At 77.0% G+C, this 22,765-nt stretch carries 27 protein-coding genes; 17 read left to right on the top strand and 10 right to left on the bottom strand.

Annotated features, from left to right (window positions below):
• Nucleotides 1-103: 103 nt before the first annotated feature.
• Genes ACI78R_RS01025 through ACI78R_RS01015 form a run of 3 tightly spaced genes read left to right on the top strand, consistent with a single transcriptional unit; the run spans nt 104 to nt 1,706 of the window.
• A complete protein-coding gene (locus ACI78R_RS01025; RefSeq protein WP_073421219.1) occupies nt 104-541 on the top strand; it encodes a DUF4395 domain-containing protein in 438 nt (145 codons plus the stop codon).
• A 37-nt stretch (nt 542-578) separates the two neighbouring features.
• Complete coding sequence (locus tag ACI78R_RS01020; protein WP_073421220.1) at nt 579-1,406, top strand: sulfurtransferase; 828 nt, start codon at nt 579-581, stop codon at nt 1,404-1,406.
• A gap of 6 nt (nt 1,407-1,412) precedes the next feature.
• The gene (locus tag ACI78R_RS01015) at nt 1,413-1,706 is read left to right on the top strand and encodes a DUF1416 domain-containing protein (protein ID WP_073421221.1); all 294 of its coding nucleotides are present in this window, start codon (nt 1,413-1,415) and stop codon (nt 1,704-1,706) included.
• 57 nt (nt 1,707-1,763) lie between these two features.
• Here ACI78R_RS01015 and ACI78R_RS01010 read toward each other — a convergent pair whose 3' ends face one another.
• Both ACI78R_RS01010 and ACI78R_RS01005 read right to left on the bottom strand, forming a co-directional pair.
• A complete protein-coding gene (locus tag ACI78R_RS01010; RefSeq protein ID WP_457039348.1) occupies nt 1,764-3,002 on the bottom strand; it encodes a PP2C family protein-serine/threonine phosphatase in 1,239 nt (412 codons plus the stop codon).
• A gap of 93 nt (nt 3,003-3,095) precedes the next feature.
• Nucleotides 3,096-3,821, bottom strand: a complete 726-nt coding sequence (locus ACI78R_RS01005) for a DUF4184 family protein (protein WP_457039347.1) — start codon at nt 3,819-3,821, stop codon at nt 3,096-3,098.
• 68 nt (nt 3,822-3,889) lie between these two features.
• On the opposite strand from ACI78R_RS01005, the gene ACI78R_RS01000 reads away from it, so the two are divergent.
• From ACI78R_RS01000 to ACI78R_RS00990, 3 genes are read left to right on the top strand one after another with little or no spacing between them, the layout of a single operon-like run.
• Nucleotides 3,890-4,126, top strand: a complete 237-nt coding sequence (locus ACI78R_RS01000; RefSeq protein WP_457039346.1) for a hypothetical protein — start codon at nt 3,890-3,892, stop codon at nt 4,124-4,126.
• Between the two features lie 37 nt (nt 4,127-4,163).
• Complete coding sequence (locus tag ACI78R_RS00995; protein WP_457039345.1) at nt 4,164-4,700, top strand: FABP family protein; 537 nt, start codon at nt 4,164-4,166, stop codon at nt 4,698-4,700.
• On the top strand, nt 4,697-6,397 hold the full coding sequence (locus tag ACI78R_RS00990) for a DUF885 domain-containing protein (RefSeq protein ID WP_457039344.1): 1,701 nt from the start codon (nt 4,697-4,699) through the stop codon (nt 6,395-6,397). Before ACI78R_RS00995 ends, ACI78R_RS00990 begins: the two co-directional genes overlap by 4 nt.
• Here ACI78R_RS00990 and ACI78R_RS00985 read toward each other — a convergent pair.
• Entirely contained in the window at nt 6,394-7,095 is a 702-nt protein-coding gene (locus ACI78R_RS00985; RefSeq protein WP_457039343.1) for a TetR/AcrR family transcriptional regulator, read from the bottom strand. The two genes, ACI78R_RS00990 and ACI78R_RS00985, sit on opposite strands and share 4 nt — an antisense overlap.
• A 128-nt stretch (nt 7,096-7,223) precedes the next feature.
• On the opposite strand from ACI78R_RS00985, the gene ACI78R_RS00980 reads away from it, so the two are divergent.
• Nucleotides 7,224-8,156, top strand: a complete 933-nt coding sequence (locus tag ACI78R_RS00980; RefSeq protein WP_457039342.1) for an NAD-dependent epimerase/dehydratase family protein — start codon at nt 7,224-7,226, stop codon at nt 8,154-8,156.
• 4 nt (nt 8,157-8,160) lie between these two features.
• On the opposite strand, the gene ACI78R_RS00975 is transcribed toward ACI78R_RS00980, so the two are convergent.
• Together ACI78R_RS00975 and nhaA are read right to left on the bottom strand one after the other, a co-directional pair.
• On the bottom strand, nt 8,161-8,859 hold the full coding sequence (locus ACI78R_RS00975) for a hypothetical protein (protein ID WP_073421228.1): 699 nt from the start codon (nt 8,857-8,859) through the stop codon (nt 8,161-8,163).
• Between the two features lie 319 nt (nt 8,860-9,178).
• The gene (nhaA, locus tag ACI78R_RS00970) at nt 9,179-10,522 is read right to left on the bottom strand and encodes a Na+/H+ antiporter NhaA (RefSeq protein ID WP_073421229.1); all 1,344 of its coding nucleotides are present in this window, start codon (nt 10,520-10,522) and stop codon (nt 9,179-9,181) included.
• Nucleotides 10,523-10,672: 150 nt separating this feature from the next.
• On the opposite strand from nhaA, the gene murD reads away from it, so the two are divergent.
• The 9 genes from murD to ACI78R_RS00925 all read left to right on the top strand — a co-directional run bounded on the left by murD (nt 10,673) and on the right by ACI78R_RS00925 (nt 18,254).
• A complete protein-coding gene (gene murD / locus ACI78R_RS00965; protein WP_457039341.1) occupies nt 10,673-12,043 on the top strand; it encodes a UDP-N-acetylmuramoyl-L-alanine--D-glutamate ligase in 1,371 nt (456 codons plus the stop codon).
• A complete protein-coding gene (locus ACI78R_RS00960) occupies nt 12,036-13,364 on the top strand; it encodes a hypothetical protein (RefSeq protein WP_073421230.1) in 1,329 nt (442 codons plus the stop codon). Before murD ends, ACI78R_RS00960 begins: the two co-directional genes overlap by 8 nt.
• 27 nt (nt 13,365-13,391) lie before the next feature.
• Complete coding sequence (locus tag ACI78R_RS00955; protein WP_073421231.1) at nt 13,392-13,841, top strand: Fur family transcriptional regulator; 450 nt, start codon at nt 13,392-13,394, stop codon at nt 13,839-13,841.
• Nucleotides 13,842-13,845: 4 nt separating this feature from the next.
• Nucleotides 13,846-14,952, top strand: coding sequence for a CAF17-like 4Fe-4S cluster assembly/insertion protein YgfZ (gene ygfZ / locus ACI78R_RS00950; RefSeq protein ID WP_457039340.1), 1,107 nt, complete (start codon nt 13,846-13,848; stop codon nt 14,950-14,952).
• A complete protein-coding gene (locus tag ACI78R_RS00945; protein WP_457039339.1) occupies nt 14,949-15,518 on the top strand; it encodes an RsiG family protein in 570 nt (189 codons plus the stop codon). Before ygfZ ends, ACI78R_RS00945 begins: the two co-directional genes overlap by 4 nt.
• Nucleotides 15,515-16,486 (top strand): asparaginase, encoded by a 972-nt coding sequence (locus ACI78R_RS00940; RefSeq protein WP_457039490.1) that lies wholly within the window; start codon nt 15,515-15,517, stop codon nt 16,484-16,486. The genes ACI78R_RS00945 and ACI78R_RS00940 overlap by 4 nt, the downstream gene beginning before the upstream one ends.
• A 100-nt stretch (nt 16,487-16,586) precedes the next feature.
• Nucleotides 16,587-17,132 carry a helix-turn-helix domain-containing protein gene (locus ACI78R_RS00935; protein WP_083628746.1) on the top strand — a complete coding sequence of 182 codons (546 nt, stop codon included), beginning with the start codon at nt 16,587-16,589 and terminating at the stop codon, nt 17,130-17,132.
• Nucleotides 17,129-17,848, top strand: coding sequence for a hypothetical protein (locus tag ACI78R_RS00930; protein ID WP_073421235.1), 720 nt, complete (start codon nt 17,129-17,131; stop codon nt 17,846-17,848). Before ACI78R_RS00935 ends, ACI78R_RS00930 begins: the two co-directional genes overlap by 4 nt.
• Nucleotides 17,849-17,969: 121 nt before the next feature.
• A complete protein-coding gene (locus ACI78R_RS00925) occupies nt 17,970-18,254 on the top strand; it encodes a DUF2516 family protein (RefSeq protein WP_073421236.1) in 285 nt (94 codons plus the stop codon).
• Nucleotides 18,255-18,269: 15 nt separating this feature from the next.
• Here the strand turns inward: ACI78R_RS00925 and ACI78R_RS00920 are convergent, their stop codons facing one another.
• Genes ACI78R_RS00920 through ACI78R_RS00910 form a run of 3 tightly spaced genes read right to left on the bottom strand, consistent with a single transcriptional unit; the run spans nt 18,270 to nt 20,245 of the window.
• Nucleotides 18,270-18,479: a PspC domain-containing protein gene (locus ACI78R_RS00920; protein ID WP_073421237.1), complete on the bottom strand. Its 210-nt coding sequence runs from the start codon at nt 18,477-18,479 to the stop codon at nt 18,270-18,272.
• Between the two features lie 51 nt (nt 18,480-18,530).
• Nucleotides 18,531-19,367 (bottom strand): spermidine synthase, encoded by an 837-nt coding sequence (locus ACI78R_RS00915; RefSeq protein WP_457039338.1) that lies wholly within the window; start codon nt 19,365-19,367, stop codon nt 18,531-18,533.
• Nucleotides 19,368-19,387: 20 nt separating this feature from the next.
• The gene (locus ACI78R_RS00910) at nt 19,388-20,245 is read right to left on the bottom strand and encodes a class I SAM-dependent methyltransferase (RefSeq protein ID WP_457039337.1); all 858 of its coding nucleotides are present in this window, start codon (nt 20,243-20,245) and stop codon (nt 19,388-19,390) included.
• Nucleotides 20,246-20,304: 59 nt separating this feature from the next.
• On the opposite strand from ACI78R_RS00910, the gene ACI78R_RS00905 reads away from it, so the two are divergent.
• Nucleotides 20,305-21,306 carry a UDP-N-acetylmuramate dehydrogenase gene (locus ACI78R_RS00905; RefSeq protein WP_336028385.1) on the top strand — a complete coding sequence of 334 codons (1,002 nt, stop codon included), beginning with the start codon at nt 20,305-20,307 and terminating at the stop codon, nt 21,304-21,306.
• A gap of 119 nt (nt 21,307-21,425) precedes the next feature.
• Here ACI78R_RS00905 and ACI78R_RS00900 read toward each other — a convergent pair whose 3' ends face one another.
• Together ACI78R_RS00900 and ACI78R_RS00895 are read right to left on the bottom strand one after the other, a co-directional pair.
• Entirely contained in the window at nt 21,426-21,920 is a 495-nt protein-coding gene (locus ACI78R_RS00900) for a GNAT family N-acetyltransferase (RefSeq protein WP_073421241.1), read from the bottom strand.
• Nucleotides 21,921-21,922: 2 nt separating this feature from the next.
• Nucleotides 21,923-22,708, bottom strand: a complete 786-nt coding sequence (locus ACI78R_RS00895) for an SDR family oxidoreductase (RefSeq protein ID WP_073421242.1) — start codon at nt 22,706-22,708, stop codon at nt 21,923-21,925.
• Between the last annotated feature and the right edge of the window lie 57 nt (nt 22,709-22,765).

Here is a 22,765-nt window from a genome sequence, read left to right as displayed (position 1 = left end):
ACAGTGGACCTGTGCCGCGTCGGCAGCTGCCTGTGTCGCGCCTCCTGAGGGCGGTACCGCTCCGCCCAGACGTGCCCTGACCGCCGTCCGGAGAGCCCATCCCATGTCCCAGAGCTCCACGCGCACGGTCGACGTGCGCGGGCCCCGCGCCGCCGCGTGGGTCACCAGCGCCGTGCTGGCCGTCGTCCTGCTCACCGCGAGCGGCTGGCTGGCCGCGGCGCAGGCCGCCGTGTTCGCCGTCGGCGCGGCCGCCGGCCTGCGGTACGCGCCCTACGCCGTGCTGTACCGCACCCTGCTCGCCCCGCGGCTGGGCCCGGTGCGCGAGCGGGAGCCCGAGGCGCCGGTGCGCTTCGCCCAGCTCGTCGGGTTCGTGTTCGCCGCCGTCGGCGCGGCCGGCTACCTGCTCGGCGCGCCGGTCCTCGGCGCCGTCGCCACCGGCCTCGCGCTGGTGGCGGCCCTGCTCAACGCGGCCACGGGCTTCTGCCTCGGCTGCGAGCTGTACCTGACCGTGCGCCGGGTCGTCCCGGCGCGCACCGCCTGACCCGACCGCACACCCACCACAGGGAGGAACACCCCCCATGAGCCGCAACGACGTGCTCGTCAGCGTCGACTGGGTCCAGGAGCACCTGGGCCAGCCCGGCATCGTCCTCGTCGAGGTCGACGAGGACACCAGCGCCTACGACGGCGGCCACATCGAGGGCGCCGTCAAGCTGGACTGGAAGAAGGACCTCCAGGACCCGCTGCGCCGCGACCACCTGGACAAGACCTCGTTCGAGAGCCTGCTGTCCTCGCGCGGGATCGGCAACGACGACACCGTCGTCCTCTACGGCGGCAACAACAACTGGTTCGCCGCCTACGCCTACTGGTACTTCAAGATCTACGGCCACCGCGACGTCAAGCTCATGGACGGCGGCCGCAAGAAGTGGGAGCTGGACGGCCGCCCGCTGTCCAAGGACGCCGTCGAGCGCCCGGCCACGCAGTACCAGGCCTCCGAGCCCGACCTGTCGATCCGCGCCTTCCGCGACGAGGTCGTGGCCTCCATCGGCTCGAAGAACCTCGTCGACGTGCGCTCGCCCGACGAGTTCTCCGGCAAGATCCTCGCCCCCGCCCACCTGCCGCAGGAGCAGTCGCAGCGGGCCGGTCACGTGCCCACCGCGATCAACATCCCGTGGAGCAAGGCGGCCAACGAGGACGGCACGTTCAAGAGCGACGAGCAGCTCGCCGAGCTGTACGCCGAGCAGGGCTTCGACGACAGCCGGCCGACCATCGCCTACTGCCGCATCGGCGAGCGCTCGAGCCACACCTGGTTCGTGCTGCGCGAGCTGCTCGGCAAGTCCGACGTCAAGAACTACGACGGCAGCTGGGTCGAGTACGGCTCGCTCGTCGGCGTGCCGATCGAGAAGTGAGCTGACATGTGCGGAGCCCCGAAGCAGGGCGGTGCCCTCGCCGGCATCGACCTGGACACCCAGACGGTGATCCAGGGCCAGGTGTGGCACGACGGCGCCCCGGTGGCCGGTGCCTACGTCCGGCTGCTCGACGCGACCGACGAGTTCACCGCCGAGGTGGTGACCAGCCCCGAGGGCGAGTTCCGGTTCTTCGCCGCCCCCGGCACCTGGAAGCTGCGCTCGCTGGCCCCCGTCGGCCGCGGTGAGCGCGTCGTCGAGGCCGAGGTCGGGCTGACCGAGACGACCGTCGTCCTCGACTGACGAGGGATCTCCTCGCCCCCACGGAGCCCCTCCCGGCCGCGGCCGGGAGGGGCTCCGTCACGTCGCGGGGTGCTCGGGCGGCAGCCGGTTCGGCCCGGCCTCCGGCGGGCGCGGCCGGTCCTCCGGATAGGCGCGGACGGCCACCAGCGCGACGTCGTCGGCGCCGGCCGCCGGCACCATCCGCGCCAGCAGCGTGTCGCACAGCTCCTCGAGCGGCGTCGTCCCGAGGTCGCGCAGCGCCTCGCGGAGCGCGACCAGCCCGCTGTCGAGGTCGGCGTCGCGGCGCTCGACCAGCCCGTCGGTGACCAGCAGCAGCGTGTGCCCGTCGGCCAGCTCGGCGGTGTGCTCGGCGCGGCGGGCGTCGGGGTCGACACCGAGCATGAGGTCGGCGCGGGTCTCCAGCAGCGTCGTCGTGCCGTCGGGGGCGAGCAGCACCGGCGGCAGGTGGCCGGCGTTGCTCCACCGCAGCACCCGGGTGCCGGCGACGGGGACGTCGGGGTGCCGCTCCACGCGGGCCAGCACGACCGTCGCGAGCGTGCTGACGTCGAGGCCCCGCGCGACGTGCTCGAGGCGGGCCAGCGTGGCCGCGGGGGAGCGGTCGCCGTCGTAGGCCAGCGCCCGCAGCAGGCCCCGGACCTGGCCCATCGCCGCCGCGGCGGAGCTGTCGTGGCCGACGACGTCGCCGATCACCAGCACGGTCGCGCCGTCGGGCTGCAGGAAGGCGTCGTACCAGTCCCCGCCCACCCGGGCGCCGACGGCGGCCGGCCGGTACCGGACGGCGACGTGCAGGTGGTCGGGCTCCGGCGGCGGGGTGAGCAGCGCCCGCTGCAGCCGGTCGGACAGCATGCGGTCGGCGGCGTTCTGGGCGGTCAGCCGGCGCAGCTCCTCGGCCTGCCGCCGGGCGGCCAGCCGGTCGGTGAGGTCGCGGAAGGAGACGACGACGCCGCTGACCCCGCCGTCCTCGACCATCGGCACGGCGACCAGTTCCACCGGCACCGCGGTGCCGTCGGCGCGCCAGAAGACCTCGTCGTCGGCCGACACCGTCCGCCCCGTCGTGAGCGCCTGCCAGACCGGGCACTCGTGGCGCGGGTAGGGCCGTCCGTCGGGCCGGGTGGCGTGCACCAGGGCGTGCTGGTCGTGGCCGAGCTGCTCGGCGGCCGTCCGGCCGGTGATCCGCTCCGCGGACGGGTTGACGAACTCCACGCGGCCGGCCCGGTCCAGGCCGTAGATGCCGTCCGCCACGGTCGCGAGCACCCGCTCGTGCCGGGCCGCCGTCCGCGCCAGCTCGGCCTCCACGCGGGACAGCCCGCCGTCGGCCGCCGGTCCTCGCCTGTCGATCGCGCCGTCCTCCTCGGTCTCGCTGGTGTCACACCAGCCTGCCCCATGGGCTCAGCCGCGGCGCGCCCACAGTGACCAGGCCAGCGCGAGCAGCACCGCGGCGACCGACGCGGCACCGCCCCCGGCGAAGGCGGCGGCGACCGCGGCCGACCGCGGGTCCGGCGCCCCGGCCGCCCGCGCCGCCCCCGCGGCGGCCGCGACGAGCGCCAGGACCGCCCAGGGCGCCCACCACCACCGCGTGGTCCCCGGGGCCGCCCGCGGCGGTGTCCGCCGCCACCACCGGCCCGTCCAGGCCGCGAGCAGCAGCGCCCCGGCCAGCCCGCTCCCGTCCTGCGCCCAGGCGGTACCCGGCGCGCCGGCCCAGGTGCGCCCGAGGGCGGGCACGAGCTCGGTGCCCAGGCGGCCGGGGTGGGTGAACTCGTCCCACAGCACGTGCGTGGCGGCGCCCACGGCGAGCGCGGCGAGCACCCGCACCGGCGCGCGCAGCCGCCGCCGCAGCCCGGGCGCCGCCGACCCGGGCAGCCGCGACGCGAGCCCGGCGGGCGCCCAGGCCCGGGCCGGGCGGGCGAGCAGCCCGTGCCAGACCGCCCAGAGCAGCGCGCCGAGCACCACGTCGGTGGTGACGACGGCGAGCGCGGTGTGCGTCCGGAGGCCGAGGGTCGACGGCAGGTACAGCGGGACGTCGGGCGCCAGGCTCCCGGCCACCAGCGCCGAGGCCGGCAACCCGGCCCGCAGGAACGGCAGCACCGCGGCGGGGTGGCTCCCGGTGAACGGCACGGCCGTCATCGTCCCCGGCGCGGCGGGTCCGCCGTCCGACCCCGGCCGGGCGCGCCTACCGTGGCGCCGTGGTCGCCGCGTGGGTCCTCGTCGCGCTCGCCGCGCTGCTGGCGCTGGGCTGCGCGGTCGCCGTCGGGCGGCTGGCCCGGCCCGCGGGCCGCCCGCGCCGGGAGCGCCGGGCCGCCGACCGTGCCGCCGCCCGCAGCGCCGACCGGACCGCCGCCCGCGCCGCCGCCCGCAGCACCGACCGGCCTGCCGCCCGGGCCGCCGTCCCCCCGCCGGGCCGCGGGGCGCGCGGCCGCTGACTACCGTGGCGGGCATGCCTCCGCGGGACGCCGGCCGGTGACCGGCCCGACCGAACTGCCCGTCGCCGACACCGTCGACGTCCGCTCGGGACCCGAGGTGGCCCACGGGCTGCTGTCGGTGCTGCCGCTGCTCGGCGAGTGGCACGGCGAGGGCGTGCTGGCCGGCGGGGACGCCGGCGACCGGCGCTTCGGCCAGTGGATCCGCTTCGCCCACGACGGCCGCGACTTCCTCGCCTACGAGGCCCGCGCCTGGCTGATCGGCGACGACGGCGCCGTGGCGGGCCCCGCCACCCGCGAGTCGGGCTTCTGGCGGCCGCGCGGCGAGGACGACGTCGAGCTGCTGGTCGCCAGCCCCGACGGGATCATCGAGCTCTACGTCGGCACGGCGCGGACCACCACCAGCTGGGAGCTGACCAGCGACGTCGTGGCCCGCACGCCCGACGCGCCGGACACCACGCGCGCCGTACGGCTGTACGGCATCGTCGACGGCGCGCTCATGTACGCCATCGACCGGGCCGGCGCCGACACCGACCTGCGGCCCACCATGTCGGCGCGGCTGGAGCGCCTCCGGTGACCGCCCCGGGCGCCACACCCCGGCAGGTGGCCGACCGCTACGTCGACGCCGTCTGCGACCTCGACCCGATCGTCGCGACGTCGCTGGGCACCCGGCCCGGCGACGACCGGCTGCCCGACCCGAGCCCCGCGGGCATCGAGGCCGAGGCCGAGCTGACCCGCCGCACGCTGGCCGAGCTCGACGCCGTCCTCGCCGCCGACCCCGCGCTGGACGCCGACCCGGTCGAGCGCCGCTGCGCCCGGCTGCTGCGCGAGCGCCTCGGCGCGGAACTGCTGGCCCACGACGCGGGCGAGGGCTTCCGCGCGCTGTCGAACCTGTTCAGCCCGGTGCACTCGATCCGCTCGGTGTTCCTGCTCATGCCGACCGCGACCGACGACGACTGGGGCGTGGTGGCCCGCCGGATGGCCCGGGTGCCCGAGGCGTACCGCGGCTACCTCGACACCCTGCGCGAGGGCGCCCGGCGCGGCCTGCTCGTGGCGCCGCGCCAGGTGTCCACCGTCGTCGGCCAGCTCGGCGAGTGGCTGTCCGGGCCGTTCTTCACCGGCCTGGCCGCCTCCGGCCCGGACGCCGTGCGCCGCGACCTCGACGCCGCCGCCCGCGCGGCCGACGCCGCGGTGGCCGAGGTCCGCGACTTCCTGCGCGACGAGTACCTCCCGCGGGCCGAGGGCACGCCGGACGCCGTCGGCCGCGACCGCTACGCCGTCGCCGCCCGCCGGTGGAACGGCTCGGACCTCGGCGCCGGGCAGGGCCTGGAGGAGGCCTACGCCTGGGGCTGGGACGAGCACCGGCGGCTGCTGGCCGAGCAGCGGGCCGAGGCGGAGGCGCTGCGGCCGGGGTCCTCGCCGAGGGAGGCGATGGCCTGGCTCGACGAGCACGGGCCCGCCGTCGACGGCGTCGAGGCGATCCGGCAGCGCCTGCAGGCGATGATGGACGAGGCGATCACCGCGCTCGACGGCACGCACTTCGACCTCGCCGAGCCGGTGCGCCGGGTGGAGGCGATGATCGCGCCGCCCGGCAGCGCGGCCGCGCCGTACTACACCCGCCCGGCGCAGGACTTCTCCCGCCCGGGCCGCACCTGGCTGCCGACCCTGGGCCGCGAGCGCTTCCCGCTCTGGGACCTCGTCTCGATCTGGTACCACGAGGGCGTCCCCGGCCACCACCTGCAGCTCGCGCAGTGGGCGTACGTCTCCGGCGACCTGTCCACCTACCAGACGTCGCTCGGCTCGGTCAGCGCCAACGTCGAGGGCTGGGCGCTGTACGCCGAGCGGCTCATGGACGAGCTCGGGTACCTCACCGAGCCCGGCGCCCGCCTCGGCTACCTCGACGCCCAGCAGCTGCGCGCGATCCGGGTGGTCATCGACATCGGCATGCACCTGCGGCTGCCCGTCCCCGCCGACGCCGAGGGCGTGCTCGCCGGGCACCGCGGGGAGCCGTGGACGCCGGAGCTCGCGCGGGCGTTCGCCGGCGAGCACCTGGGCAGTGACCCGGCCTTCCTCGACAGCGAGCTCATCCGCTACCTGGGCCTGCCCGGGCAGGCGATCAGCTACAAGCTGGGGGAGCGGGCGTGGCTGGCCGGCCGGGCGGCGGCGCAGCGGGCCCGCGGTGCCGCGTTCGACCTCAAGGCGTGGCACATGGCGGCGCTGTCGCAGGGGTCCCTGGGCCTCGACGACCTCGAGGCGGAGCTCGCGGCGCTCTAGCGGGCCGGGCCCAGCCCGACCAGCGTCCCCAGCTCGGCCACCACGCGGGCGAAGTAGGCGTCGGCGTCCTCGACCGACCCCACGAGGTGGCCGAACAGCTCGAAGCTGATGCTGCCGAACAGCGAGCTCCAGGCCAGCAGGGCGCGCACGCGGACGGCGTCGTCGACCCCCGGGGCGCCCTTCCCCAGGACCTCGACGGCGGCGTCGCCGATCAGCCCGGGCACCCGGCCGTTCCCACCGTCCCCGCTGCCGCCGGTCAGCCGGCCGGCGCGGGCTGCGTCGCCCAGGATCGTGCCCAGCACGATCCCGACCCGCGACGCGGCCGGCACCGTGTCGCGCGGCGCCGAGTAACCGGGCACCGGCGAGCCGTAGAGCAGCGCGTACTCGTGCGGGTGCGTCCGGGCCCAGTCCCGCACCGCGCCGCACACCGCGGCCCAGCGTTCCTCCGGCCCGGCGGCCGGGTCGTCGGCGGTCTCGGCCGCCGTCCCGAGGGCGTCGTAGCCGTCGATGATCAGGCGGGTCAGCAGGTCGTCGCGGCTCGGGAAGTAGCGGTAGACCGCCGACGACACCATCCCGACGTCGCGGGCCACCGCCCGCAGCGAGAGCGCGGCCGCGCCCACCTCGGCGAGCTGCCGGCGCGCGGCCGCGGTGATCTCGGCGGTGATCTCGGCGCGGACGCGCTCGCGGGCGGTGGACACCCCGGCATCCTCCGCCGATGAGAGCGGCAGACGCAAGAGAGAGCACTGCTCTTGACGCCGGACCGGACGGGTGGGAGCGTCGTCCTCGAACGAGAGCACCGCTCTCGCCGACCGGACGAGGAGTCCTCATGGCACTGCACGTGATCGTGGGCAAGGGCCCCGTGGGCACGACGACGGCGGACCTGCTGGCCGCCCGGGGGCACCAGGTACGCGTCCTGTCGCGCAGCGGCGGGATCTCCACCGGCGCCGTCGAGCACCGCCGGGTGGACGCGGCCGACGCCGCCGCGCTCACCGCCGCCACCGCCGGCGCGGCCGCGCTCTACAACGCCGTCAACCCGGCCTACCACCGCTGGACCACCGACTGGCCACCGGTCGCGGCCGCGCTGCTCGCCGCCGCCGAGCGCACCGGCGCCGTGCTGGTGACCATGTCGAACCTCTACGTCTACGGCCGCCCTGCCGGGCCGATGACCCCGGACAGCCCGCTGGCGGCCACCGACACCAAGGGCCGGGTGCGGGTGGCGATGTGGCGCGACGCGCTCGCCGCCCACGAGGCCGGCCGCATCCGGATGACCGAGGCGCGCGCCGGCGACTTCGTCGGCCCGCAGGTGCCGGCCGCCCAGTCGCACCTGGTGCGGCAGCTGCCGGCGCTGCGTCGCGGCCGGCGCGCCTGGGTGGTGGGCGACCCCGACGCCCCGCGCAGCTGGACCTACCTGCCCGACGTCGCCGCGACCCTCGCCGTCCTCGGCACCGACGAGCGCGCGCTCGGGCGGGCCTGGCACGTGCCGAGCGGCGCCCCGCGCTCCCAGCGCCAGGCGCTCGGTGACCTGTCCCGCGCGCTGGGCCGGGCGCCGGCCCCGGTGAGCGGGCTGCCCTGGCCGGTGCTCACCGCGATGGGCTGGTTCTCGCCGATGATGCGCGAGGTGGTCGACGTGCGGCACCAGTTCGACCAGGAGTACGTGCTGGACGCCTCGGCGACCGAGCGGACCTTCGGCCTGGCCGCCACCCCGTGGGACGAGGTGGTCGCGGCGACCGCCGGCGCCCCGGTGGGCGCGGGGGTCTGAGGGGTCAGCCCCGGGCGTCGACCCGGTTGACCGGGTCGCTGTCGGGGGTGACCGGGTCGCCGGGCAGCGCCGGCGCGACCTCCAGCCGGCTGGCCAGCAGCTCGTCGACGGCGGCGACGCTCGCGCCCACGTACGTGCTGGTCAGTGCCGGGTCGGTGACCACGCACCAGGACCGGTCGGCCGGCCACCACAGCGTGGCGCTCTGCTCGCGCGGCTCGGGGGCGAAGTTGGTGGCCGCCCGGTCGACCGGGGCGCGGACGAGCAGGAGGTCGGCGCGGGGGAGGCGCAGCCGCGGCAGGTCGGCCGCCCCCTCGTCGTCCCAGCCGAACCAGCACTCGCCGGGGCCGGCGGTGTGCGCGGCCAGGACGGCGGCGAGCTCGCCGGCGACGTGCGCGGCGAGGTGCCCCTCGGCAGGGGCGTCGTTCCACAGCCCGGGCTGGTCGTCCTCGCCGAGGTACTCCCACGAGCCGGTGATGCCGGGCCACTGCATAAGCCGGTGCGGCGTCGTCCCGTTGGCCGCGGCCACCTCGTCCCAGCGGACGAAGACGTCGGTGTCGCCCTCGTAGCGGACGGCGGGGTGGAACACCCGGGCGTGCGCGGGGAACACGGCGGGCACGAGGGCGGCCACGGTGTCGGGCGGAGCGGCGCGGACGGCGTCGGCGATCCAGCGGCCGGCCTGTGCGGTGCGCCCAGCGGTCTGCACGGCCGCTGCTCCCTCCCCCGGAGAACGGACAACCCCCGGGCTGCTCCGCGGCGCCTCGAGAGGAGGCAGCTCGCGGGCCGACTGGACAAGTGTCGGCGGCCCGGGGGTTGGGTGACTGTCCGGTTCTCGCTCGCCGCCGTGCGACGGACGGGCGATCAGTGCCTCCGCTCGGATTCCACTCCGAACGGGCGGCCCATCTGGACGGCGGCTAGCGGACAGCCACCTCACGAGTCCGATAAGAATTCAATTGTTCGGACCACCTCCCCTCTCGTGTACCTCGACGGTACGTCGCCGTTCCGGGGGTCTGCAACGCCGTTCTTCAGCCGTCGGTGAACGGCCGCGGGCGGGGGGTCCCCGGGGCGTCCGGTCCGCGCTGGTAGACGTCGGGGATGCCGTCGGCGTCCTCGTCGACGGACTCGAGCTCCTCGATGCGCCGGTACCGGCGGTTGCGCAGCCGCAGCACCACGGCGGCCAGCAGCGCCGACACGACCGTCCCCACCAGGACGCCGACCTTCACGTGGTCGTCGCGCTCGCTGCCGGTGCCGAACGCCAGCTCGCCGATGAGCAGCGACACGGTGAAGCCGATGCCGCCGAGCAGCGCCATGCCGACGAGGTCGGGCCAGCCCAGCTCGTCGGCGAACTCCGCCCGGGTGAACCGGGTGACCAGCCAGGTCGCGCCGACGATCCCCACGACCTTGCCCACGACCAGTCCGGCGACGATCCCGAGCGCGACGCGGTCGCCGAGCGACTCCACCAGCCCGGACAGGCCGCCCACGGTGACGCCCGCGGCGAAGAACGCGAAGACCGGCACGGCGATCCCGGCCGAGATGGGCCGGAAGCGGTGCTCGAGGTGCTCGGCGAGCCCCGGGCCGGCGTCCGGGCCACCGGCCGCCTCGCTGCGCACCACCGGGACGGTGAAGGCGAGCAGGACGCCCGCGACCGTCGCGTGCACCCCGGACTCGTGGACGAACACCCAGGTGAGCACCGCCAGCGGCAGCAGCAGCCACCAGGAGCGGACCCGCCGCTGCACGAGGAACCCGAAGACGGCGAGCGGGACCAGGGCCAGCGCGAGCCACCCCGCCGCCAGGGACGACGTGTAGAAGACCGCGATGATCGTGATGGCCAGCAGGTCGTCGACGACGGCGAGCGTGAGCAGGAACGTCCGCAGGGCGCTCGGCAGGTGCGTGCTGATGACGGCCAGCACGGCGAGCGCGAAGGCGATGTCGGTGGCCGTCGGGATGGCCCAGCCGCGCAGGCCGTCGCCGCCCAGGTTGACCAGCGCGTAGAGCACCGCCGGCACGACCATCCCGCCGACCGCGGCCGCGACCGGCAGCACCGCCCGGCGCGGGTCGCGCAGGTCGCCTGCGACGAACTCGCGCTTGAGCTCCAGGCCCGCGACGAAGAAGAAGACCGCCAGCAGCCCGTCGGCCGCCCAGGTGCCCAGGGTCAGGTCAAGGTGCAGCGAGGCCGGGCCCACGCGGGTGTCGCGCAGCGCCTCGTACGCCCCGCTCCAGGGGGAGTTGGCCCAGGCGAGCGCCACGACCGTGCCGGCCAGCAGCAGCAGGCCGCCGACGGTCTCCCGGCGCAGGACCGCGGCGATCCGGCTGGCCTCGGTCCAGGAGCCGCGGGCGAAGACGCGGGTGGACCCGTGGGGGGCGTTCATGGGGCGGCTCCGGCGGGAGAGGGGTCGGCTCGGCCCTGCCCGCTCAGGGGCAGCTCGCCGACCAGACTTCCCGGCACACCGTCGTCCACCGTATCGGCACCCGCCCGTCGTCGCCGTCCGGAGTGGGGGGCGCTCCGTAGAGTGGTCGCCGTGGACCCCCGCCCGGCACCTCCCCCGCGGGAGCGGTCCCTCCGGCTCGCCGAGCTGGCCGGCCGCCGGGTGGGCGTGTGGGGTCACGGCCGCGAGGGGCGCGCCGCCGTCCGGGCCGCGCTGGACGCCGGCGCGGCCGCCGTCCTCGTCGCCGACAGCCGGCCGGTCGACCCCGCCGCCCTGCCGCCGGGCGTGACCGCCACCGCCGACGTCGCCGACCTCGCCGGCTGCGACGTCGTCTTCCGGTCGCCGGGGATCAGCCCCTACCGCGAGGAGGCGCGGTCGCTCGCCGACCGCACCGTGGTGACCACCGGCACCGGCGTCGCCCTGGCCGAGGCCGCCGCCCGCGGGGTCCCGGTGCTGTGCGTCACCGGCACCAAGGGCAAGAGCACCACCAGCGCGCTGGCCGCCGCCGTCCTCACCGCCGCCGGCCGCCCGGCCGTGCACGCCGGGAACATCGGCACCCCGCTGCTCGACGCCGTGCTCGACGGCGTCGGCGACCGCACGCTGGTCGTCGAGGTGTCGAGCTACCAGGCCGCCGCCGTGCCCGACTTCGCCGGCCGCGGCGCGCTCACCTCGCTGGCGCCCGAGCACCTGGACTGGCACGGCTCGGAGGCCACCTACTTCCGCGACAAGCTGCGCGTCTTCGCCGGCTGCCCCGACCGCTCCGTGGCGGTCGGCGCGCAGGCCCGCCCGGTCGCCGAGCGGTACCTGCGGCCCGCGCAGCTCGTCGACCCCGCCGAGGTGCTGCCCGCGGGCCTCGCCGACGCCGTCCAGCCGGTGCACCTGCCCGGCGCGCACAACCGCAGCAACGTCGAGGTGGCATTGGCCGCCTGCGCCCTGCTGGGCCTCGACCTCGCCGCGACCGCCGATGCCGTCGCCGCCGCCGTCGCCGGCTTCCGGGCGCTGCCGCACCGGCTCGCACCCGTGGCCACGCTCGGCGGCGTCACCTTCGTCGACGACACGCTGTCGACCACGCCGGTGTCCGTGCTGGCCGCGCTCGACGCGCTCGCCGGGCGCCCGCTCACCCTCATCGCCGGCGGGCAGGACCGGGGCCTGGACTACACCGGCCTGGCCGCGACGTTGGTGCAGCGGCGGGACACCGTCGCGCTGGTCACCGTCCCCGACACGGGGGCGCGGCTGGCCGGCGACGTCCGCCGGGAGGCCGCCGGGGCGGCGGTGCGCCTCACCGAGACGCAGTCCCTGGCCGAGGCGGTGTCGGCGGCGATCGCCGGCACCCCGCCGGGCGGGGTCGTGCTCCTCTCACCCGGCGCCCCCAGCTACAACCGCTTCCGCGACTTCGAGGAGTTGGCAGCCACCTATGAGCAGATCCTCGTCGACTCCGGCGCCGAGCGCGTCCCCGGTGTCTGAGACCGGCGCGTTCGTCGTCGCCGGACGGTCCCTCGACCTCTCCACCGGCGAGGCGGCCTTCTCCTACCGCCTCGGCGACGACGAGTTCACCGAGCGGCTCGTGCTCGACCCGGTGCTGCTCGGCAGCGGGCCGGCCCCGGCGGCGCTCGACGCCGCCCTCGACCTCGTCCACCTGGTCATGGGCACCAGCTATTACAAGCTGGCCGCGCCCGGCCGGGTGGTCGTCGAGCGGCCGGTGACCGCGGCGCAGCTCGCCGTCGCGCGCGCCGCCTACACCGACGGCCTCGGCGAGTTCGCCGCCGTCAACCGGCTGCCGGTGCCGCACCGGGTGGAGTTCGACGCCGAGGTGCGCGAGCCGGGCCAGCCGGTCGAGCCCGGCGGCCGCGGCGCGCTGCTGCCGGTCGGCGGCGGCAAGGACTCCGCGCTCGCGCTCGTGGTCATCCCCGACGGGACGGCGCTGGCGGTCAACCCCACCGGCGCGCAGCGCGACGTCGCCCGCGCGGCCGGCGTCCCGCTGGTCGAGGTGCGGCGCCGGCTCGACCCGCTGCTGGCCGAGCGCACCGCGCAGGGCGGACTCAACGGGCACGTGCCGGTCACCGCGATCAACTCCGCCATCGCCACCCTGGTCGCCGTCCTCGGCGGGTTCGACCCGGTGGTCTTCGCCAACGAGCGGTCCGCCGACGAGGAGACCCTCACCGTCGACGGCGCCAGCGTGAACCACCAGTACTCGAAGTCGTACGCCTTCGAGCGGCTGTTCACCGCGGCCGCCGCGGAGGTGGGCACCGGGTACTTCAGCCTGACCCGGCAGCTCTCGGAGCTGGCGACGGTCGCCGCCGTGGCCGCCCTGCCGCTGCGGGGCGACATCCTCAGCTGCAACCGCTCGTACACGCAGAAGCACATGGGCATCGGCGGGCAGGCCGAGCAGCGCTGGTGCCTGCACTGCGACAAGTGCCTGTTCACCTTCCTCTGCTTCGCGGTGTTCCTCCCGCCGGCCGAGGCGGAGGAGATGTTCGGCGGCAACCCGCTCGCCGACCCGTCGCTGGCCGACGGCTTCCGGCGGCTGTGGGCCACCGAGAAGCCGTTCGACTGCGTGGGGGAGCGGGCCGAGAGCGCCGCCGCGATGGCGCACCTGGCCGCGTCCCGCTCGTGGGGCTCGCAGCCGGTGGTCCGCCTGCTGGGCGCCGAGGCCGCCGACGCCGCGCAGGTCACCGACGCCACCGTCGCCCGGTTCCTCCCGCCGCGCGGCGAGCACGGCATCCCGGCGCGGTACCTGGAGTCGCTGCGGCGGGTGCTGGAGGCCTCGCGCAGCGCCGTCCCGTGAGCACGGGCCGGTCCTAGGCTGTCGCGCGTGTCCGATCCCGGTGCCCCCCTCGCGGAGCGGCTGCGCGCGCAGGGCCTGCGGCTGACGCACCAGCGCCAGCAGGTGCTGGCGGCGGTCGCGGAGCTCGACCACGCCACCCCGGAGGCGATCGGCGCCCGGCTGCGCGAGCAGGCCGGGCCGGGCGGCGCGGCGCCGGACACCTCGACGGTCTACCGCACGCTGGAGCTGCTCGAGCGGCTCGGCCTGGTCTGGCACACCCACGTCGCCAAGGGCGCGCCGGTCTACCACGCCTCCGAGCACCCGCACCTGCACGTGGTCTGCGCCTCCTGCGGGGAGATCTCCTCCGCCGACCCGGAGGTGCTCGAGCAGGCGGCGGAACGTCTGGCGGCCGACCTGGGTTTCACCCTGGACGTGGGGCACGTGGCGCTGTCGGGCACGTGCCGCCGCTGCCGAGAGTCCGGGACGTCCCAGGAGTGACCGCATGAGCACCACCTCCCCCCTCGCCGCGCGAGCGGGCGCCGTCGTCGCCGAGGGCGGCACCGTCGCCGCCCACCACGGCGACCCGCTGCGCGAGCAGCGCCTGCTCGCCGAGGGCGCCGGGCTCGTCGACCGCAGCGACCGCGACGTCCTCGTGATCCCCGGCCCCGACCGGCTCTCCTGGCTGCACAGCCTCACCAGCCAGCACCTCGAGCGGCTCGCCGACGGCACCGGCACCCAGGCGCTGGTCCTCTCGCCGCAGGGCCACGTCGAGCACCACCTCGTGCTCGCCGAGCTCGGCGGCACCACCTGGGCCGACGTCGAGCCGGGCACCGGCGCCGCGCTGGCGACCTTCCTGCAGCGGATGGTCTTCATGCTCCGCGTCGAGCCCGCCCTGGTGACCGGGGACTGGGCGATGCTGACGCTCGTCGGCCCCCGCGGGTCCGACGTGCTCGCCGCCGCCGGCCTGCCCGCGCCTGAGGCCCCGTACGCCGTCGCCGCCCTGCCCGGCGGCGGCTGGGTGCGCCGCATGCCGGCCCTCGGCGACGGCGTCCCCGCGGTCGACCTGCTGGTGCCGCGCGCCGAGCTCGCCGCCCGCGCCGACGCGCTCGCCGCCGCGGGTGCCGGGACCGCCGGCCTGGACGCCTACGAGGCGCTGCGCGTGGAGGCCCGCCGTCCGCGGCTGGGCGCCGACACCGACCACCGCACCATCCCCAACGAGCTGGAGTGGCTCGACAGCGCCGTCCACCTCCAGAAGGGCTGCTACCGCGGCCAGGAGACCGTCGCGCGCGTGCACAACCTCGGCCGCCCGCCGCGGCGGCTGGTGCTGCTGCACCTCGACGGCGTCAGCGAGGACCTGCCGGCCGCGGGCGCGCCGGTGCTGCGCGGCGAGCGCGAGGTCGGCCGCGCCGGCACGGTCGTGCGCCACCACGAGCTCGGCGTCGTCGCGCTCGCCCTGGTCAAGCAGTCGGTGGGCGCCGGCGACGAGCTGACGGTGGGCGGTTCGCGGGCCGTGATCGACCCCGACGACGCCCCCGCCGCGCTCGACGACACCCGGGCCGCCGCCCGCGACCGCGTCCGCGCCGTCCGGTCTGCCACCATCGGGCGGTGACCTCCGCGAGCACCCCTCCGACCCCCGCCGGCGGCGCGGCCGTCGACGAGCTGCTCGACCCGGCCTTCCTCGCCGGCGTCGAGTCCCACCCGATGGCCGACGTCCGCGGGCTGCGCCGCCGGGCCGAGCAGGAGGAGGTCAACCTCTCCTACACGCGGCGGCTGCTGCAGGGGCGGCTGGACATCGTGCGCCGGGAGCTGCAGCGCCGGGCCGAGCACGACGGCCGCTCGCTGGTCGACCTGCTGCCGGAGATCCTCGCCGAGAAGGGCCGCGGGCCCGCCCACGGCCTGGGCCGCCACCAGACGGTGCAGCCGGCGGCGCCCGAGCGCTACGAGTCCTGGGTGAACGGCCTGACCCGCGGCGTCGACCTGTCCGACGTCGCCGGGCTCCCCGACGCCGACCTCGAGCAGGCCGCCCGCGCCCTGGCCGCCGCGGAGGGCTCCCTGTCCGAGCGCCGCCGCGGTGTGCAGCAGGTGATGGACGCCCTCGCCGGTGAGCTCGCCCGCCGCTACCGCAACGGCGAGGCCGACGTCGCCGCCCTCCTCGCCGACGAGGCCAGGCACTGAGCGCGCCCTGGCCCGACGCGCCGGTCCTCGTCGAGGTCTGGCGCTCCGGCTTCCTCGAGTCGGTGCACCGCGGCGCCGTCGTCGTGCTCGGCCCCGACGGGGACGTCCGCTGGTCGGCCGGCGACGTCGCCCGCCCCGTGCTGCCCCGCTCGTCCAACAAGCCGGTGCAGGCCACCACCTATCTCGCCGCCGGCTGGCGGCCGCGCACGGGCGAGGAGCTGTCGATCGCCGCCGGCTCGCACGCCGGTGAGGACGGCCACCGCGACCGCGCCGAGGCGATCCTCGCCTCCGCCGGCCTCGACGCGGGCGCCCTCGGCTGCCCGGCCGCGCTGCCCGGGCACGAGGAGACGCGCGCCGCGTGGATCACCGGCGGGCGCGCTCCCGAGCGCCTGGCGTTCAACTGCTCGGGCAAGCACGCCGCGATGCTCGCCGCCTGCGTCGCGGCCGGCTGGCCGACCGAGGACTACCTCGACCCGCAGCACCCGCTCCAGCAGGCGATCCAGGCCCGCCTGGCCGCCGCGGCCGGCGAGCCGGTGGCCGCGGTCGTCGTCGACGGCTGCGGCGCACCCCAGCACGGCATGTCTCTGGCCGGGCTGGCGCGCGGCCTGCGCTCGCTGGTGGACGCGGACCCCGGGACGCCCGAGCGGGCCGTCGCGGACGCCATGCGGGCCCACCCCTGGTACGTCGCCGGCACCGGCCGCGACGACACCCTGCTCATGGAGGCCGTGCCCGGCCTGCTGGTCAAGGGCGGGGCCGACGGCGTGCACGTCGCCGCGCTGCCCGGCCGCGGCGCGATCGCCTACAAGCTCGACGACGGCGGCGACCGCGGCCGCGCGCCGGTGCTCGCCGCCGCGCTGCGCCGCCTCGGGGTCGACGCCGGCGTGCTCGCCCGCTGGTCGGCCCCGCCGGTCACCGGCGGCGACGGCGTCGTCGGTGAGGTGCGGCCGTCGGCGGTGCTGACCGCCTGACCCGCGCCCGGGCGGGGACACGCCGGGTGTGAGAGGACTCACGGAGGGGTGCTAGCAGCTGCGCTTGCAGCTGCTAGCACCCCTGGTTACCGTCGAGTACGTGCAGACCCCCGGCGAGTTCGTGAGCGGTCAGGTGAGGTCGGTCCGCGAGAAGGTGGACCAGCTCGCCGGCAGCGTCGCGGAGACCGTCGCGGCCGAGGCCCAGCAGGTCTCGACCGTGCGCTCGCAGGTCGGGGAGTTCATCCGGGAGCAGCGCAGCGCCGCCCGGGTGTCCCTGCGCGAGCTCGCCCGCACCGCGGGGGTGAGCAACCCCTACTTGTCGCAGGTGGAGCGGGGGCTGCGCAAGCCGTCGGCGGAGATCCTGGCCGCCATCGCCAAGGGCCTGGAGATCTCCGCCGAGACGCTCTACGAGCAGGCGGGCATCCTCGACCGGCGCCCCGGCAACCCCGACACGATCGCGGCGATCCGGTCCGACGAGCAGCTCTCCGAACGGCACAAGGCCGTGCTCCTCGAGCTGTACGAGACCTACGTGCGCGAGCACGCCGCCGCCCCGCGGACACCCGGCACCTCCCCGAGCACCGCCCCGAGCCCCGCCCCGCACCGCGTCCCCGCGGACGGGCCCACGATCTCCGAGGAGACAGCATGACCACCGCCACCTCCCTGTTCGAGCAGGTCGCCGAGCGCGGCCGCACCCCGCTGCTGGTCGCCGTCGGCGCCGGTGACCTCGCCGTCACGCAGGCCCGCACCGTCCTCGCCACGCTGCGCTCGCGCGCCGAGGCCCTCCCCGGGGAGGCCCAGGTCCAGGTCGACCTGGCCACCAAGGAGGCCCGCACCCGCGCCGAGCTCGCCGCCGACCGCGCCCGCGGCCTGGCCGGCGCCGTCCGCCCCGAGGCCGTCGTCGGAACCCTGAACACGCTGGTCGAGCAGGCCCGCGCCCAGGCCGCCGGCACCGTCGAGGTGCTGGCCGAGCGCGGCGCCGACGTGCTGCAGGAGCTGCGCCGCCAGCCCGGCTTCCGCCGCTTCGCCGCCAAGGCCGAGGCCGCCGTCGACACCGTCGAGGAGACCGTCGAGGAGGTCATCGAGGACGCCGCCGAGGCCGTGACCGAGGCCTCCGACGAGATCACCTCGCGCGTCCAGAAGGCCGCCTCGAAGACCACCAAGGCCGCCGCCCGCGCGGAGGAGGCCGTCGAGGAGGCCGCTGACTCGGCCAAGGCCACCATCGAGGAGACCGCCGAGGCCGCCGACGAGGCGACCGCCAAGGCCGCCCGCAAGCCGGCCAAGCGCACCACCGCCGCGCGCGGCAAGGCCGCCGGCACCTCGACCCGCGTGAGCCGCACCCGCACCGCCAAGACCACCGACTGACCTCGGTACCCGACCAGGGCCCCGGAGCTGCCGTAGGCGCTCCGGGGCCCTGTCGCGTCCCTGGCCGTGTCCTCCCTCCGGAGGGGGCCCGCGGTCCCTCCCGGCGGGTACCCTGCCCGGCATGGCGTTCGACGCGGTCCTGCTCGAGGCCCTGTACTGGGCCACCCTCGCGCTGACCGTCTGGGCTCTCGTCGACGCGGTCATCCGCCCGGCGCCCAACTACGTGGCCGCCGGGAAGCTCACCAAGCCGGCCTGGGCGGCGATCACCGCGCTGGCCGCGGTGGTGCTCTACCTGTCCGGGCCGATGACCTTCCTCGGCCTGCCCGCCGTCATCGCCGCCGTCGTCTACCTGGTCGACGTGCGGCCCGCGGTCCGCGGGGTGCAGCGGGGCAACAGCCCCTGGTGACCGCGGGCGGCCGGGTCAGTACCGGTCGTCGCGCGGCATGAGCACCCACAGGACCAGGTAGGCGATGAACTGCGGTCCGGGCAGGATGCACGAGACCACGAAGGCCAGCCGCAGGGCGCCGGTCGAGATGCCGTAGCGGCGGGCGATGCCGGAGCAGACGCCGGCGATCATCTTGTTGCGGGTGTCGCGGGCGAGCCGGCGCGGAGCCGGTGCGGGATAGGTCATGCCCCGACCCTAGGCGCGCTCCGGGCACCCCGGCATCGGGGAAGACCCTGGTCAGCGGCTGAACACGCCCGGCGGCGGCTCCGGGGAGGCGACCGCCCCGGCGTCGGTCACCGGCTGCGCGCGGCCCACGAACCGGGCCAGGTCCTCGCCCTCGACCACCCGCGCGGGCATGGGGTCGGCGGCGCAGCGCCGGGTCAGGGCGGCCACCGGCAGCGGCGCGTCCGAGGCCACCGCGACGAGGTTGCCGAACCGCCGCCCGCGCAGCGTGCCGGGCTCGGCGAGCACGCAGACGTGCGCGAAGACCGCCCGCAGCGTGGCCACCTGCCCGCGGGCGAAGCGCAACGGCGGGCCGTCGGCGACGTTGACGGCCAGGACGCCGCCGGGCCGCAGCACCCGGTGCGCCTCCGCGGCGTACTCGACGGTGGTCAGGTGCGCCGGCGTCCGCGCCCCGGCGAAGACGTCGCTGACGACGACGTCGGCGCTCGCCGGCGGCAGCGCCACCAGCCCGGCGCGGGCGTCCGCGGCGCGCACCCGCACCCGCGCGTCGCGGGGCAGCGGCAGGTGCGCGCGGACCAGGTCGGTGAGCCGCTGGTCGACCTCCACCACCCGCTGCCGCGAGCCGGGCCGGGTCACCGCGAGGTAGCGGGCCAGCGTGAGCGCGCCGCCGCCGAGGTGCACGGCATCGACCGGCTGCCCCTCGGGCGCCGCCAGGTCGAGCACGTGGCCCATCCGGCGGACGTACTCGAACTCCAGGTGGGCGGGGTCGTCGAGGTCGACGTGCGACTGCGGCGTCCCCTCGACCATCAGCACCCACGAGCCGTCGCGGTCGGCGTCGCCGAGCAGCTCGGCCGTGCCGCCGTCGACCTCGGTGGGACCCGGCGGCACCACCGGGGGGCGCTCACCGCGCCTCACGACGGCGCCACGGCCGACCAGCGCACCGTCAGCTCGCCGTGCCGCCAGCGCCGCGTGGAGCCCACCAGCGGCCAGCCGTCGTCGGCGAGGGCCTGCACCGCGGCGACCCACCGCTGGCGCGGGCCGAACGCGGTCAGCCCCGCCGCGGCGGCCCAGGCGGCGTCGAGGGCGCGCAGCAGGTCGTGCACGGGCTGCCCGGGCACGTTGTGGTGGATAAGCGCCTTGGGCAGCCGCTCGGCGAGGTCGGAGGGCCGGTCGAGGTCGGCGACGCGGGCGGCGAGGGTCAGGGTGAGCGGGCCGTCGGCGTCGAGGGCCACCCAGGTCGCCCGCCGTCCCCACTCGTCGCAGGTGCCCTCCACCAGCAGCCCGCCGGGGCCCAGCGCCGCGCAGGTGGTCTCCCAGGCGCGCGCCGCGGACGCCTCGTCGTACTGGCGCAGCACGTTGAACTCGCGCACCAGCACCGGGCGCAGCCCTGCGAGCTCGAACCCGCCGACGCGGAAGTCGACCCGCGGCGGGTCGCGGTCGGCCTCGACGGCGGCCACCCGGGCGGGGTCGATCTCCAGCCCGACGACCTCGAGGCCGGGCACGGCGGGGGCCAGCCGGTCGACGAGTTCCAGGGTGGTCACCGCCGACGCGCCGTAGCCGAGGTCGACGACGAGCGGGCGGGCGGCGTCGCGCAGGCGGGGGAGCTGGGTGGCGAGGATCCAGCGGTCGACCCGGCGCAGCCGGTTGGCGTTCGTGGTGCCGCGGGTGGGCAGGCCCAGCGCGCGGGCCCGGCCGGCGGCCAGGCGCGGGTTGGCCCTGCGGGGGGTGAGCGACGCCCGGCGCTTGTGCCCGCTGTCGCCCTCGCTCACCGGACCCGAGGGTAGTCCGCCTCCCCGGCGGGCTGGCGGGCCGTGGCTACCGTGGGCGGGTGCTCGTCCGCTCCGACGCCCGTCTCGCCGACCTCACGACCCTCGGGGTCGGTGGGCCCGTCGACCGGCTGGTCGAGGTCACCACCGCCGCCGACCTGGTCGCCGCCGTCCGCGAGGCCGACGACGCGGGGCGCCCGCTGTTCGTGCTCGGCGGCGGCTCGAACGTCGTCGCCCCCGACGCGGGCTGGTCCGGCGACGTCGTGGCGGTGCGCAGCCGCGGCGTGCAGCGGCGCGGCGACGTCGTCGAGGTGCAGGCCGGCGAGCCGTGGGACGACCTCGTGGCGCTCACCGTGGAGCAGGAGCTCGCCGGGATGGAGGCGCTGTCGGGGATCCCCGGCTCCACCGGCGCGACGCCGGTGCAGAACGTCGGCGCGTACGGCCAGGAGGTCGCGCAGACGGTCACCGAGGTGCGCGTCTGGGACCGGACCTCCCGCGAGGAGCGGGTGCTGTCGAACGCCGACTGCGCGTTCGGCTACCGCGACAGCCGGCTCAAGCGCGAGCCCGGCCGGTTCGTCGTCCTCACCGTCACCTTCGCGCTCGACGCGGGCCCGCTGTCCCGCCCCGTGCAGTACGCCGAGCTCGCGAAGCGCCTCGACGTCGAGCTGGGCGGGCGGGCGCCGCTGGCCGACGTCCGCGCGGCCGTGCTGGAGCTGCGGCGCGGCAAGGGCATGGTCGTCGACCCGGCGGACCCCGACACCCGCAGCGCCGGCTCGTTCTTCACCAACCCGGTGGTCCCGCCCGAGCAGGCGGTGCCGGGCTGCCCGAGCTGGCCCGCCGCCGACGGCCGGGTGAAGCTCAGCGCCGCGTGGCTGGTGCAGTCGGCGGGCTTCGGCCGCGGCACCCGCGACGGGCGGGTGGGCACCTCGTCGCGGCACAGCCTGGCGCTGACCACCGAGCCCGGCGCCACGGCGGAGGAGCTGATGGCCTTCGCCGACCGCGTCGTCACCGCCGTCCACGACCGGTTCGGCGTCACGCTGGTCCCCGAGCCGCAGCGGCTGTGACACCGTCGGCCTGCCGGCCGGCACTGCGGCCAGGGGCCGTTCCCCGGCTGCGCTGAGCCCTCCTGGCGCTCGCTCGCGGGAGCCTCCGGCCCCCACTCCTCGCGAGGTCGGCGAGCGCGTCAGCGGCCGGTGAGGTCCAGGTACATCACGTGCAGGCCGACGAAGCCGTGCTCGGGGTGGTCGAACGCGCCGGGCACCGTGCCCACCACCTCGAAGCCGAGTGACCGCCACAGGGAGACCGCGGGCGCGTTCGTCTCGACGACGGCGTTGAACTGGATGCCGCGGTAGCCGGCGTCCCGCGCCCACGCGACGACGTGCTCACCCAGGGCCCGGCCGATGCCCCGGCCCTGGGCCGCCGGGTCGACGAGGAAGCTCGCCGTCGCCACGTGTGACCCCCGCCCCGGACGGTTGGGACCCATCTTCGCGCTGCCGACGACGGAGTCCCCCTCGACGGCCACGACCGTGCGCCCCGGAGGCGCCTCCATCCACCACCCGCGGGCCTCGTCCAGGGACGACCCGGCCGGGAACGCGTAGGTGCGGCCGGCGTCGACCACCGCGCGGAAGAACGGGAAGACGAGCGGCCAGTCGGCGTCGGTGGCCTCGCGGACGCGCACCGTCAGTCCTCGCGGTGGACCTTGTGCTGCGCGGCCTGGGCGCGGGGACGGACGACGAGCAGGTCGACGTTGACGTGGTGCGGCCGGGTGAGCGCCCAGGCGATGCAGTCGGCGACGTCCTCGGCCACCAGCGGCTCCCGCACGCCGCGGTAGACGGCGTCGGCCTTCTCCTGGCTGCCCAGGCGGTTGAGCGAGAACTCCTCCGTGCGCACCATCCCCGGCGCGATCTCGATGACCCGCACCGGCTCGGCCACCAGCTCCAGGCGCAGCGTCCCGGCCAGCGTGTGCACGCCGTGCTTGGCCGCCGTGTACGACGCCCCGCCCTCGTAGCTGACCAGCCCGGCCGTGGAGCCCACGAACAGCAGGTCGCCGGCGCCCGAGGCCCGCAGCGCCGGCAGCAGCGCCTTGGTCAGCCGCACGGTGCCGAGCACGTTGACGTCGTAGGTGCGCGCCCACGAGTCGAGGTCGGCGTCGGCCACCGGGTTGGTGTCGAAGGCCCCGCCGGCGTTGTTGACCAGGACGTCGACCCGCGGCAGCGCGGCGGCGAACGCCTCCACCGACGCCGGGTCGGTGACGTCCAGCTGCAGCGCCCGCCCGCCGGTGCGCTCGGCCAGCGCCTCGAGCCGGTCCAGCCGCCGGGCGCCCAGGACGACGTCGAAGCCCTCCGCGGCCAGGCGCTCCGCGGTGGCCGCGCCGATGCCGCTGGAGGCCCCGGTGACGACGGCGGTGCGCCCGGACCCCGGCAGGGGACGGGCGGTGGACGGTGAGAGATCGGCGACACCGGGCATGTGGCCATCCTGTCCCTGTTGCAGGATGGAGAGCCGACAGGGGTGCCGCGACGGCGC

The sequence above is a fragment of the Geodermatophilus sp. SYSU D01106 genome (assembly GCF_054049995.1).
The sequence above is the reverse complement of the archived record's forward strand: the minus strand, read 5'-3'. Positions and strand labels throughout refer to the sequence as shown.